Below are 12,191 nucleotides of genomic sequence, written 5' to 3' on the forward strand. Positions count from 1 at the left end.
GTCAATTGTTCAGTCGACACGAGAAGTGCACATCAAAACTCCAAAGCTCTTGGGCTTAGGAAGTCCCGCTCTCTGCTGCGATCTGCGCCTTGCTTTTACGCGCGCGTTCTGTGGCCGACTTCAACTGCCCGCAGGCTGCCATGATGTCCTCGCCGCGCGGGGTGCGGATGGGGGACGCGTAGCCTGCTTTGTATATGATGTCGGCAAAGGACTCGATCCGGCTCCAATCCGACCGCTGGTAAGGTGCGCCGGGCCATTCGTTGAATGGGATCAGGTTGATCTTGGCCGGAATACCCGAAATCAGCTTGACCAGACGGCGGGCGTCTTCGTCGCTGTCGTTCACATCCTTGAGCATCACGTATTCAAAGGTGATGCGTTCGGAGTTCGATTTCTTCGGATACTCGCGCAGGGTGTCCAGCAGCGTTTCGATGTTCCATCGTTTGTTGATCGGAACCAGTCTGTCACGCACCTCGTCTGTCGTGGCGTGGAAGCTGACCGCCAGCAGGCATCCGATTTCCTCGGCGGTTTTGGCGATCTCCGGCACGACGCCAGACGTGGACAGCGTGATGCGGCGGCGGGACAGGGCGATGCCTTCGCCATCCATCGCGATCTTCATCGCATCGCGCACGTTGTCGAAATTGTAGAGTGGCTCGCCCATACCCATCAGCACGATGTTCGACAAAAGGCGTGGGCCGTTCTCACCGGTGCCGATGCCTGGTTCGGGCCATTCGCCCAGATCGTCGCGGGCCAGCATGACCTGACCGATGATTTCCCCGGCGGTCAGGTTGCGTACCAGTTTTTGCGTACCGGTGTGGCAGAAGGAACAGGTGAGTGTGCAGCCTACCTGGGCCGAGATGCACAGCGTGCCACGGTCGGTTTCGGGGATATAGACCACCTCGACCTCGTGCCCACCTGCAATGCGGACAAGGTATTTGCGCGTGCCGTCTGCCGAGACCTGTTTGGACACGATCTCCGGTAGAGCGATTTCGAAATGATCGTCCAGTTCGGCGCGGTAGCCCTTGGCGAGGTTTGTCATCGCGTGGAAATCGCGCACGCCCCATTGATAAACCCACTGCCAGATCTGGTTGACCCGCATCTTGGACTGCTTTTCCGGTGTGCCCATGGCGACCAGCGCCTCGCGTAGCTTGTCGCGGGTCAGTCCGACAATATTCGTTTTGCCCCCCTCCGGCATCTTGCGCGGGATGGTCATAACGTCTTGCGTGATCGGTGCAGAGCCGGTCATTGGGTCAGCCTTTCTCGAAAAGAGATGGGCCACATATAGGATTCTTTGGGCTTTGCCAAAGGGGAATGCGTGTGAAGGCTCTTGCAAGAGCCTAGATCATCGTCCAGCCCTGATAGGCCAAACCGATGAGAAATGCGCCGCCAAGCGATATTGCGATGTAGAGCGTAAACACCCGGGGCTTCACCAGTGCCCAGACCGCGATGGCGGCGGGCAGGGACGTGACGCCCCCAGCGACAAGGAAGGCAAGGCCGGCACCGGACGCCATGCCCTGCTCCATCAACCCACTGATCAGCGGCAGCGCGGCATAGCCGTTCAGGTAGGCGGGCACACCGACCACCGTTGCGATCGCGATCGGACCAATCCCGGTGCCGCCCAGAACGGACGTAATGGTTTCCGCAGGGATATAGGCCAGCATCAGGCTTTCCAACAAAAAGGCCAAGGTCAACCATTGGGCAAGGAAGAGCGTTGTCTTCATTGCCTCCTTGCCGAATTTCTCGACCCGTTCAGAGTGCTCCCAAAAACGCCAGACCACAGGCTTGGGATTGCGGATCTTGGCCGAACCGCAGCCGCCATTTCCAACACCTTCGCGCAAGGCATCATGCAGGATTTGGCTGCCGCCCAAGGCCAGCACGATATAGCCACCCGCCACGCCAAGTCCGATTGCCGCTAATGTCTTGGCAACTGCGAATTCAAACCCAAGCACACCCGAGGTCAGCAAGAACATCGACGGGTCCATCACTGGCGATGCCAGCCAGAAGGCCATCACAGCGGATAACGGAACACCCATCGTCAAAAGAGCTGCGATCAGGGGAATTACGCCACAAGAACAAAAGGGTGACAGCCCACCCGCCAGTGCTGCAAGAAAGATCATCAGTGCTGGTGAACCTGTAAAGGCACGGGCGATCAGGTTGTCCGCCCCTGTCGCCACGGCCCAAGCTGCAATCCCGATGGACAACAGAAGGTAGGGGCCGGTTTTCATCAGCGACTGCACCACAAAGCCAAGGCTGTCTTCGGCTTGATTGGCTGAGACCAATGCAACGATTAACAGCAGAATAGCAGACGTGATCCAGACCTTCTGTTTCTTGACCGCAAGCCAGATCGGGTTCGGGGGTGCGTTAGATGAGAGGTCAGCCATTCTCGATGTCCTTGAGCTATGCAGCGGTGTTGGATGTGTTGGTTGCGAACCCTGTGCAGCATTCCTCCGAAAGGAACCCGATCAGGCCGTTCATCCTGTCAAAATCGACCGTGTTGATCACTTCTCGCCCTTGCCGTGTCTGCGTCACCAATCCGCCTTCGACGAGCATCTTGAGGTGATGCGCCTGCGTTGAGGCAGGTAGGCCAAGATGTTCTGCGATCTGGCTCACTGTGAGGCCGGAATGCCCCGCCTTAACCAGAACGCGGAATATCTGAAGTCGGGCTTCGTGGCCCAAGGCAGAAAGAGCGCGGGCGTGATGTTGAGTCTGATTCATGAAACCATAAAACTAGAAATATAGTTGTATGGCAAGTGAAATTCATGCGGCACGAAAAAAGGCCAGACAGATTTGCCCGGCCTTTACATCATTTGGGTCAGTCGCAACGTTCGTTTAACCGCTTGCACATCGCTTCTCGGCGTCTTCTACGGCTGCTGTGAAGCCCAAGAGCGAGAATGTGTCTTTGGTCGTGGTCCCACGCGCAGACCGCGCTGTGAGAACTGCATCAGCGCCGCGTTTCATTGCGGTGACGATCTTGGAATCGTCCTGCGGCGTTGCGGGCCATGCCCATTCACCCTCGGTGAACAGCTCGAACTCCGTACCGCTGATGTTGACGTTTACCGTCGACCCAGGTGCAAACGGGTAGCCACCCGTGAAAGCAACCTGACCCTGCACTTCGGCTCCGGGTCGGTAGAAGACCATCAGGAGGATCTCACCACGGGTCACGGCAACAACGCGGCCATCCTTGGTGTTCACGCTTTCTTTGTAGGTCGTGACCGCCCAGCATTCTCGTGGTTCTTGCCCTTCGAACACGCTCCAGTCGGTGATGGCGTTCACGCGGTTTGTACTCGTTTCCTGCGCCACGCCCGCACTTGCCGCCACCAGCGCGACTGCACCGATCACCGCTCCGCCAATCCATGAATTCATGCGTCCAGCCTCCAGACTGTCCTTAGCCTCAACTCGTTTGTCTGCCACAGTATGGGGTTTGCCCCGCTTATGTCACTGCAACTTTGCCCTCGACGGCGTGAGAATAGCCTGATTTATGAGGATCTTTAAAGCCCAATTGGCAGTTTTTTGCCCACGCACGAAGGAGCGAACCCATGGCACACCCCGTGTCGCTGGCCGAGGTCTGGCGCGGTCCATTTCTTGAAAGCCATCACAGCGGCCATGCCGTGATCTGCGATGGGTCTGGACAGATCGTTTCGGCGTGGGGCGATCCCGATGCGGTCGTGCTGCCACGCAGTTCGTCGAAGATGATCCAGGCGCTGCCCCTGCTGACGTCTGGTGCCGCCGACGCGCGGGGTTTGACGACCGAGCAATTGGCGTTGTCGTGCGCGTCGCATCAGGGCGCTGCGATTCATGTGGACCGGGTGAACCGTTGGCTGACTGATCTGGGGCTGAACGATGATGCGCTGTGTTGTGGCCCACAGGTGAGTCGCGACACCGATCTGAAGATCGAGATGATCCGCGCGCATGAGTCGCCGTGCCGCGTGCACAACAATTGTTCCGGCAAACATGCGGGCTTCCTGACGCTGACCCAGCATCTTGGCGCCGGGCCGAACTATGTCGATCCTGCACATCCGGTTCAGAAAGCCTGCCTTGAGGCGTTCGAGACGGTGACGGATCAAACCAGCCCCGGGTTTGGGATCGACGGTTGTTCCGCGCCGAACTTTGCCACCACGATGCATGGTATGGCGCGGGCAATGGCGTGGTTTGCGACTGCCGCACAACGGTCAGACACGATGAGCACCGCTGGGACCCGTCTGGTAGAAGCGATGCATACGCATCCTGAACTGGTTGCGGGAGAGGGCCGTGCCTGCACGCGTTTGATGCGGGTTTCCAAGGAACCTGTCGCTCTCAAGACCGGGGCCGAAGGTTATTTTATCGCGATACTGCCGACGCGCGGATTGGGTGTGGCGGTCAAGGCAGCGGACGGCGCGACCCGGGCTGCGGAGTGTGCTATTGCCGCGATCCTTGTGAAGCTGGAGGTGCTGGATGCCGATCACCCCGAGGTCAAGGCGTTCCTGTCCCCGACCATTCACAATTGGGACGGGCTGGTGACCGGAGAGATCAGGCCAGCGCCGGCACTTCTGGTGTAACGAAATCGTCCTTGCTGTAGCCTTGCAAGAAGAGCAGGGCAGTCAGATCGCCATGGTTGATGCGCAGCTTGGCCTGCGCCTGCACGCTGGGTTTGGCGTGCAGCGCCACGCCTGCGCCTGCCCGCTGCAACATGCCAAGGTCATTGGCCCCGTCGCCGACGGCCAGAACATCGGCATCGGTGATGCCCAGACGCGCGGTGATCTCTTGCAGAGCGGTGACCTTGGCTTCACGCCCAAGGATCGGACGACCGACTTCGCCTGACAACGTGCCGCTTTCAACCAGCAGCGTGTTTGCGCGGTTTTCGTCAAAACCAAGCGTTGCGGCGACGCGCGCGGTGAAGGCTGTAAAGCCACCAGAGACAAGAGCCGCATAAGCTCCGTGTGCTTTCATCGTTGCCAACAAAGCAGGCCCGCCGGGCATGAGGGTGATGCGCGTGGCCAGAACATCGCCGATCACGCTCTCTGGCAAACCTTTGAGTAGACGAACCCGTTCGATCAACGCGCCGTCGAAATCCAACTCGCCGTTCATCGCCCGGGCAGTGATCTCTTTGACCTGCGTACCAACGCCTGCGACCTCGGCCAGTTCGTCAATGCATTCTTGCTGGATCATGGTGCTGTCCATATCGGCCAGCAGCATCTTCTTGCTCCGATTCGCGGTTTGCTGGATCGCTAGGTCGACGCCTTGATCCTGCAGCGCCGTCCAGCTTGTCTTGGCGGTGTCGGGCGCGATCTCAAGATCGAATTCCGCCGCCTCGTCCGGTGACAGCCAAACCAGATCACCTCCGCCCCAGGCATTGCGCAGCGCTTCGGGAAGAGCAGGATCAAGCTGTCCCGGACGGGCAATCAACGTGGCGGTGAACATAAAAGCACTCCAAGCAAGGTTTGCCGCGATGTATCTACGGCCCGTCAAAAAGGCCAGATGGAACAACCGCACAACTACCCCCTTCTTGTTCCGAATACGCTCTGCGTGCCGCGTCCGATGCCGCCGGACTTGTAAAACGGAACCAAGTTTCCGATCCGCAACGCGCGTTTCGTGCGGAACTTCAAATGCGTCACATTGGTCGCATTTTCCGACTTGCGCGGCGTGCGAGGCCCGCATAAACGCAGCAGCGGGACACCCCTCCCCAACGAGGGGCGCTTATCTGGAAGGATAGCATCAATGGCTATTGCACAACCGGCAACGCGGCCGGCTAACCCGCGTTTTTCTTCTGGCCCCTGTGCCAAACCCCCGGTTTTCAAACTCGACAACCTCGCTGACGCGCCGCTGGGCCGGTCGCACCGCGCTGCTGTCGGTAAGGCCAAGCTGAAAGCCGCGATCGAAGAGACGCGGGACCTGCTTGGGGTGCCCGCCGACTACAAGATCGGCATCGTACCCGCATCCGACACCGGTGCGGTCGAAATGGCGATGTGGTCGCTGCTGGGTGCACGCAAGGCAACGATGGTTGCTTGGGAATCCTTTGGTGCTGGCTGGGTCACGGATGTGGTCAAGCAGCTTAAGATAGACGCCGAGGTGAAAACCGCCGAGTACGGTCAAATCGTCGATATGGCTTCGATCGATTACGACACCGATGTCGTCTTCACATGGAACGGCACCACCTCGGGTGTGCGAATGCCCAACGGCGATTCCATTCCGGCGGACCGCGAAGGCCTGACGATCTGCGACGCCACATCGGCGGCGTTTGCGCAGGATTTGCCTTGGGACAAGTTGGATGTGACCACCTTCTCTTGGCAGAAGGTTCTGGGCGGCGAAGCGGCGCATGGCATGCTGATCCTAAGCCCGCGCGCGGTCCAACGGCTTGAGTCTTACACACCCGCGTGGCCAATGCCGAAAATCTTCCGCATGACCAAAGGCGGCAAGCTTATCGAAGGCATCTTTGTCGGCGAAACCATCAACACACCGTCGATGCTGGCGGTTGAAGATTACCTGCAAGCGCTTGACTGGGCGCGGTCGGTCGGCGGTCTCAAGGGGCTGATGGCGCGGGCAGATGCCAATGCGAAGGCTGTTTGGGATTTCTGCGAGGCGAATGACTGGATTGCGAACCTTGCGGATGATCCCGCCACGCGCTCCAATACCTCGGTCTGCTTGAAGTTCACCGATGACCGGATCACCGATGGTGCGGCTTTTGCCAAGGCCGTCGCCAAGCGGCTTGAAGCCGAAGGCGTGGCGCTGGACATCGGCGCGTATCGTGATGCGCCTGCTGGTCTGCGCATCTGGTGTGGTGGCACGGTCGAAACTGCGGACATCGAAGCGATGTTGCCGTGGCTTGATTGGGCCTTCCACACCGAGATCGAGGCGCTGGCGCAAGCAGCCTGATATCACGCGGTGCGCGCCCGCGCGCACCTTTCCCCATCATTCCCTGTAGGGTGCGTGATCCCACGCACCTTTCCCCGATATTCAAAAGGACCACCGACATGGCCCCTCGTGTACTCATCTCTGACAAACTCTCCGATGCTGCCGTTCAAATCTTCAAAGACCGTGGCATCGAGGTCGATTTCCAGCCCAATCTGGGTAAAGACAAAGACAAGCTGGCCGAAGTGATCGGTCAGTATGACGGGCTGGCGATCCGCTCGGCCACCAAGGTCACGCCGACGATCCTCGAGAATGCGACCAATCTCAAAGTGATCGGCCGCGCCGGGATTGGCACCGACAATGTGGACAAGGAGGCCGCGTCCAAAAAAGGCGTGATCGTCATGAACACGCCCTTCGGCAACATGATCACCACCGCCGAACATGCCATTGCGATGATGTTCGCCTGTGCGCGTCAGATCCCAGAGGCCTCTGCCTCGACCCATGCGGGCAAGTGGGAAAAGTCGAAATTCATGGGCGTCGAACTGACCGGCAAGACGCTGGGTGTGATCGGTGCGGGCAATATCGGTGGCATCGTCTGCGACCGTGCCCGTGGGCTCAAGATGAAGGTCGTCGCCTACGATCCGTTCCTCGGTGAAGACAAAGCCAAACAGATGCAGGTGGAAAAGGTCGAACTGGAAGACCTGCTCAAGCGTGCCGATTTCATCACGCTGCACGTGCCGCTGACCGACCAGACCCGCAACATCCTGTCGGCAGAAAACCTTGCCAAGACCAAGAAGGGTGTGCGGATCATCAACTGCGCCCGTGGCGGTCTGGTAGACGAAGCCGCGTTGGCAGAGCTTTTGAAATCCGGCCATGTCGCAGGTGCGGCGTTTGACGTGTTCAGCGAAGAACCAGCGACAGAGAACCCGCTGTTCAATCTGCCCAACGTTGTCTGCACCCCGCACCTTGGTGCCGCCACAACCGAAGCGCAGGAAAACGTCGCTCTTCAGGTGGCCGAGCAGATGGCCAACTACCTGCTGACCGGCGCTGTGGAAAACGCGCTCAATATGCCGTCGGTGACGGCTGAGGAAGCCAAGATCATGGGCCCATGGATCAAGCTTGCGGATCACCTTGGCAGCTTTATCGGCCAGATGACTGACGAGCCGATCAAGGCAATCAACATCCTCTATGATGGGTCGGTGTCCGAGATGAACCTCGAAGCGCTGAACTGTTCGGCGATTGCGGGCATCATGAAGCGGGTCAACCCGGATGTGAACATGGTCAGCGCACCGCTCATCGCAAAAGAGCGTGGCATCAAGATCAGCACGACCAACCAGGCGAAATCCGGTGCGTTTGACGGCTATGTGAAGGTGACTGTGGTCACGTCCGAGCGGGAACGTTCGATTGCGGGCACCGTGTTCAGCGATGGCAAACCGCGCTTCATCCAGATCAAAGGCATCAATATCGACGCCGAGATCGGCCAGCACATGATCTACACCACCAACGAAGATGTGCCGGGCATCATCGGGACGCTGGGCATGACCCTGGGCCAGAACAGCGTCAACATTGCGAACTTCACATTGGGTCGCTCGGTCGCCAAGGGCGAGGCGATTGCCTTGCTCTATGTCGACGAAGCGGTGCCCGCCAATGTGGTGGACAAGCTCAAGGCGACAGGATTGTTCCGGCAGGTTAAACCATTGCAGTTCGACGTCGCTTGACGCGAACGCCATACTTACTGGGGGGCGGTTCTGATTGCGCCGCTCCCTACCACATGCGACATACCGCGCATGACACAAACCTTATACGCAATTGGCGATATTCATGGCCAACTCGGCATGTTGGAAACTGCCCTGGCGCAGATAGATGTCGATGGTGGACGCAATGCGCGGGTTGTTTTTCTAGGTGATTATGTTGATCGGGGGCCGGACAGCAAAGGTGTGATCGACACGCTTGTGCGCGGATTAGCGGACGGGCGCGATTGGGTGTGCCTCAAGGGTAATCATGACCGGTTCTTTGAATGGTATCTTGATCCCGAAGGCCCGCGCTTCGATCCGCATCTGTTGGTGGGCTATCACTGGTTTCATCAGGCGATTGGTGGCACGGAAACCATCGCCTCTTATGATGTTTACTTGCCTGACCGCATTCGCAAAACCGATCTTGCAGAGCTTTTGCACGCGGCTGTACCCGACACACACAAGGCGTTTCTGCGGGGGTTGAAAACGGCACATCACCAAGACGGGCGCTTCTTTGCACATGCGGGTATTCGCCCCGGCGTGCCTCTGGACCAGCAGGCCGAGAATGATCTTCTGTGGATTCGGCAAGAGTTTCACAGTGACAAACGTGATCACGGCGCTTTGGTCGTGCATGGTCACACACCAGTGGATGCACCGGAACGCTATGCCAATCGGATCAATTTGGACACCGGCGCCGGATATGGGCGCCCGCTAACCGTTGCCGGGTTCGAGGGAGAAGACGTCTTTATCCTGACCGCAAATGGGCGCAAGCATCTGCCTAGTCGTAGCTGAGCGCCGTCGCTTTTCCCCGGAACACCGTATAGGCCAGCGCAGTGTAGCCAAGGATCATTGGCAGAACGAACAGGGTTCCGATCAGGATGATGAACAGGCTTTCGGGTGCACTTGCGGCTTCGTAGATGGTCAGCTGGTCGGGGACGATGAATGGGTAGAACGAATAGGCCATCCCGAAAAAGCCCAGTACAAACAGAACGATGGTAGCCGCGAACGGAAACCACGCAAAGCTGTCATCGCTGGTGGGCAGGCGGCGCAAAGCCAGCCACAAAAGGACGATCAATGCACCCGACATCAGGGGAAGCGGCAACAGCAAAAAGAACTCGGGCATGGAGAACCATTTGTCGAAGATACGTTCGCTCACGAACGGCGACGCCAGAGACACCGCGCCCATGCCCAGAACGACGCCCCAGATGCCGCCCTTGGACCACGCCACGGCTTTCAACTGCAGCGCGCCTTCGGTTTTCAGGATCAGCCAGGTTGCACCGATAAAGCTGTAGGCGACGGTCAGGAAAACGGCGGTCACCGCCGAAAAGGCTAGAGTGAACGCGGTCACTTCAAGGCCCATGATATACATGCCCAGCATGTAGCCTTGGCTGAGTGAGGTCATCATCGAGCCGATATAGAATGCTCCATCCCACGCTTTTTTGTGATGGGCAGGCGCCTTTACCCTGAATTCGAACGATACACCCCTCAGGATCAACCCGACCAGCATCACCGCCACCGGCAGGTAAAGCGCTGTCAGGATGGTGCCGTGTGCCGTTGGAAAAGCGACCAGCAGGATACCGATAGCCAGAACCAGCCAAGTTTCATTGGCATCCCAGAACGGGCCGATGGAGGCAACCATGCGGTCCTTTTCATCCTGCTCGGCGAAGGGGAACAAGACCCCAACGCCCAGATCGAACCCGTCCAGAACAACATAGATGAGAATGGACAGTCCTAGCAGAGCGGCAAAAGCCAAGGGCAGCCAAGTGGCGGGGTCTCCGAACAGATACATGGGTTACTCCGCCGCAACAGTGACTTGAGCTTCGGACGCGCTTGGAACGCGCGACCCAAGCGGTTCGCCTTTGGCGGCCTTGCGCGCAAGGTAGAAAAGCACGCCGACATAGGCCGCAAGCAATGCCGCATAGATCGCGAGATAGACGATCAGCGTAGATGCGACCATGGGGGCAGGTACATCGGCCACGGCGGCCTCAGTGGTCAGAACGCCTTGAACAAGCCACGGCTGACGGCCGATCTCGGTTGTGTACCAACCGGCCAAAGTGGCAACCCAGCCCGAGAAGGCCATGGGCACCATTGCCCAGAGCAGCGGCTTGGGTAGCCCTTCGACACCGCGTTTCTTGCGGGCCATGAAGAACACGCTGGCCCAGCTGAGCAGCAGCATTGCCATGCCGGTTGCCACCATGATGCGGAAGCTAAAGAACACGGGCGCTACGGGCGGATGCTGTATGGTGCCGTCTTCCAGAACAAAATCGTTGAGACCCGGCACAACGCCATCTGGCGAATGCTTGAGAATGAGCGATGCCCCATTCGGAATCGCGATTTCAAAATCGGTCGAGCGGGTTTCCTCGTTTGGAATGCCGAACAGAACCAGCGGCACGTTCGGCCCGGTTTCCCAGTTGCCTTCCATCGCAGCCACTTTCTGCGGCTGATGCTCCAGCGTGTTCAATCCGTGGAAATCGCCTGCGAGAATTTGCAGCGGGATCAGAACGGCACCGATGGTCATCCCCGTCTTGAGCGTTGCACGCACGCCCTTCGACCGGTCGCCGATCAGCCAGCGGAACGCGCTCAGACCAGCCAGCAGGAAGGCAACGGTCAAGCCAGAGGCAAGCAGCATGTGCACCAGGCGATACGGCATGGACGGATTGAAGATGATCGCCCACCAATCGGTCGCAAAGGCCACGCCGTCGCGCATCTCGAACCCGGCTGGGGTGTGCATCCAGCTGTTCAGGACAAGAATCCAGAACGCCGACATGGTGGTGCCGAATGCCACAAGAAAGGTGGATAAAGTGTGCAACCAACTTGGCACCTTGGACATGCCGAAAAGCATGATCCCAAGGAACACCGCCTCAAGGAAGAACGCGGTCATCACCTCGTAAGCCAAGAGAGGCCCGGCGATGTTGCCGACGCTTTCCATAAAGCCCGGCCAGTTGGTGCCGAATTGGAACGACATGGTGATGCCAGACACCACGCCCATCGCGAAGCTGAGGGCAAAGACCTTGACCCAGAAGCGATAGGCGTCGACCCATTTCTGATCACCGGTTCGCGCAAAGCGCAGCTTGAAGAAAAGCAGAACCCAACCCAGTGCGATCGTGATCGTTGGGAACAGGATGTGGAACGAAATATTGGCACCGAACTGGATGCGAGAGAGGATGAGAGTGTCCATGATTGACCATCCTTTGAAACACGTTTTTCTGTTAGTTTGTAAGATAGGTCGCAGATGCAGGTTTCCCCTCTCCTGCGACAGCATTGCGCACCGGAAGTGACGACAGTGTTCGCAAGCCTCTCTCCCAAGGGTTGTGATGTGCGGATAATTCCTGCGATTCGGGACAATTTTGCGCAAATAAGCTGATCTGGGGCAGATCTTTGCAGCGTTTACCGCTCTGGAACAAGGAATTGAGGCAAATGGCCTTTGCTGTAGGTGGTAGATTGTCGGCACCGGCGTTGAGACCGGGAACACTCCAAAGGGGGATATTATGTCTGAGAAATTTGTCGTGGGATACGACGGGAGTGATGTTGCGAAACGTGCTCTCGATTTCGCCGTATCACGGGCCCAGGCCCAAGGGGGAAGTATCCTGATCGTTCACGTTCTGGAATGGTCGCCGTATTCCTTCCTGACACCCC

General features: G+C 58.3%; 12 protein-coding genes. 5 read left to right on the forward strand and 7 right to left on the reverse strand.

From position 1 onward, the window contains the following. Window positions 1-55 precede the first annotated feature (55 nt). The 4 genes from rlmN to MCRY_RS01780 form a co-directional block, all read right to left on the reverse strand. Entirely contained in the window at window positions 56-1,243 is a 1,188-nt protein-coding gene (gene rlmN / locus MCRY_RS01765; RefSeq protein ID WP_085627732.1) for a dual-specificity RNA methyltransferase RlmN, read from the reverse strand. 91 nt (window positions 1,244-1,334) lie between these two features. Beyond that, complete coding sequence (locus MCRY_RS01770) at window positions 1,335-2,378, reverse strand: permease (protein ID WP_085627733.1); 1,044 nt, start codon at window positions 2,376-2,378, stop codon at window positions 1,335-1,337. A 16-nt stretch (window positions 2,379-2,394) separates the two neighbouring features. Then, a complete protein-coding gene (locus MCRY_RS01775; RefSeq protein WP_085627734.1) occupies window positions 2,395-2,712 on the reverse strand; it encodes an ArsR/SmtB family transcription factor in 318 nt (105 codons plus the stop codon). A gap of 114 nt (window positions 2,713-2,826) precedes the next feature. Beyond that, the gene (locus MCRY_RS01780) at window positions 2,827-3,360 is read right to left on the reverse strand and encodes an invasion associated locus B family protein (protein WP_085627735.1); all 534 of its coding nucleotides are present in this window, start codon (window positions 3,358-3,360) and stop codon (window positions 2,827-2,829) included. Between the two features lie 173 nt (window positions 3,361-3,533). On the opposite strand from MCRY_RS01780, the gene MCRY_RS01785 reads away from it, so the two are divergent. Then, window positions 3,534-4,532 (forward strand): asparaginase, encoded by a 999-nt coding sequence (locus MCRY_RS01785; protein ID WP_085627736.1) that lies wholly within the window; start codon window positions 3,534-3,536, stop codon window positions 4,530-4,532. On the opposite strand, the gene serB is transcribed toward MCRY_RS01785, so the two are convergent. Further along, window positions 4,504-5,394 carry a phosphoserine phosphatase SerB gene (gene serB, locus MCRY_RS01790; protein ID WP_085627775.1) on the reverse strand — a complete coding sequence of 297 codons (891 nt, stop codon included), beginning with the start codon at window positions 5,392-5,394 and terminating at the stop codon, window positions 4,504-4,506. The two genes, MCRY_RS01785 and serB, sit on opposite strands and share 29 nt — an antisense overlap. Window positions 5,395-5,691: 297 nt before the next feature. Here serB and MCRY_RS01795 point away from each other — a divergent pair, with 297 nt between their 5' ends. From MCRY_RS01795 to MCRY_RS01805, 3 genes are all read left to right on the forward strand, one after another. After that, window positions 5,692-6,846, forward strand: coding sequence for a phosphoserine transaminase (locus MCRY_RS01795; protein WP_085627737.1), 1,155 nt, complete (start codon window positions 5,692-5,694; stop codon window positions 6,844-6,846). Window positions 6,847-6,944: 98 nt separating this feature from the next. Further along, window positions 6,945-8,540 carry a phosphoglycerate dehydrogenase gene (gene serA, locus MCRY_RS01800; RefSeq protein ID WP_085627738.1) on the forward strand — a complete coding sequence of 532 codons (1,596 nt, stop codon included), beginning with the start codon at window positions 6,945-6,947 and terminating at the stop codon, window positions 8,538-8,540. Window positions 8,541-8,609: 69 nt separating this feature from the next. Next, a complete protein-coding gene (locus tag MCRY_RS01805; protein ID WP_085627739.1) occupies window positions 8,610-9,347 on the forward strand; it encodes a metallophosphoesterase family protein in 738 nt (245 codons plus the stop codon). Here MCRY_RS01805 and MCRY_RS01810 read toward each other — a convergent pair. Together MCRY_RS01810 and MCRY_RS01815 are read right to left on the reverse strand one after the other, a co-directional pair. Continuing rightward, the gene (locus tag MCRY_RS01810; protein WP_085627740.1) at window positions 9,334-10,344 is read right to left on the reverse strand and encodes a cytochrome d ubiquinol oxidase subunit II; all 1,011 of its coding nucleotides are present in this window, start codon (window positions 10,342-10,344) and stop codon (window positions 9,334-9,336) included. The genes MCRY_RS01805 and MCRY_RS01810 overlap by 14 nt on opposite strands. A gap of 3 nt (window positions 10,345-10,347) precedes the next feature. Further along, window positions 10,348-11,733, reverse strand: coding sequence for a cytochrome ubiquinol oxidase subunit I (locus MCRY_RS01815; RefSeq protein WP_085627741.1), 1,386 nt, complete (start codon window positions 11,731-11,733; stop codon window positions 10,348-10,350). 310 nt (window positions 11,734-12,043) lie between these two features. Between MCRY_RS01815 and MCRY_RS01820 the strand changes: the two genes are divergently transcribed. Then, the coding region (locus MCRY_RS01820; protein WP_176234486.1) for a universal stress protein at window positions 12,044-12,191 on the forward strand (148 nt) is incomplete at its 3' end.

The organism is Marivita cryptomonadis (genome assembly GCF_002115725.1).
GTDB classification, from domain to species: domain Bacteria; phylum Pseudomonadota; class Alphaproteobacteria; order Rhodobacterales; family Rhodobacteraceae; genus Marivita; species Marivita cryptomonadis.

Excerpts from the sequence above, each read along its gene's own strand:
- rlmN (WP_085627732.1), bottom strand. The coding sequence starts at position 1,243 with ATGACCGGCTCTGCACCGATCACGCAAGACGTTATGACCATCCCGCGC.
- MCRY_RS01770 (WP_085627733.1), bottom strand. The coding sequence starts at position 2,378 with ATGGCTGACCTCTCATCTAACGCACCCCCGAACCCGATCTGGCTTGCG.
- MCRY_RS01775 (WP_085627734.1), bottom strand. The coding sequence starts at position 2,712 with ATGAATCAGACTCAACATCACGCCCGCGCTCTTTCTGCCTTGGGCCAC.
- MCRY_RS01780 (WP_085627735.1), bottom strand. The coding sequence starts at position 3,360 with ATGAATTCATGGATTGGCGGAGCGGTGATCGGTGCAGTCGCGCTGGTG.
- MCRY_RS01785 (WP_085627736.1), top strand. The coding sequence starts at position 3,534 with ATGGCACACCCCGTGTCGCTGGCCGAGGTCTGGCGCGGTCCATTTCTT.
- serB (WP_085627775.1), bottom strand. The coding sequence starts at position 5,394 with ATGTTCACCGCCACGTTGATTGCCCGTCCGGGACAGCTTGATCCTGCT.
- MCRY_RS01795 (WP_085627737.1), top strand. The coding sequence starts at position 5,692 with ATGGCTATTGCACAACCGGCAACGCGGCCGGCTAACCCGCGTTTTTCT.
- serA (WP_085627738.1), top strand. The coding sequence starts at position 6,945 with ATGGCCCCTCGTGTACTCATCTCTGACAAACTCTCCGATGCTGCCGTT.
- MCRY_RS01805 (WP_085627739.1), top strand. The coding sequence starts at position 8,610 with ATGACACAAACCTTATACGCAATTGGCGATATTCATGGCCAACTCGGC.
- MCRY_RS01810 (WP_085627740.1), bottom strand. The coding sequence starts at position 10,344 with ATGTATCTGTTCGGAGACCCCGCCACTTGGCTGCCCTTGGCTTTTGCC.
- MCRY_RS01815 (WP_085627741.1), bottom strand. The coding sequence starts at position 11,733 with ATGGACACTCTCATCCTCTCTCGCATCCAGTTCGGTGCCAATATTTCG.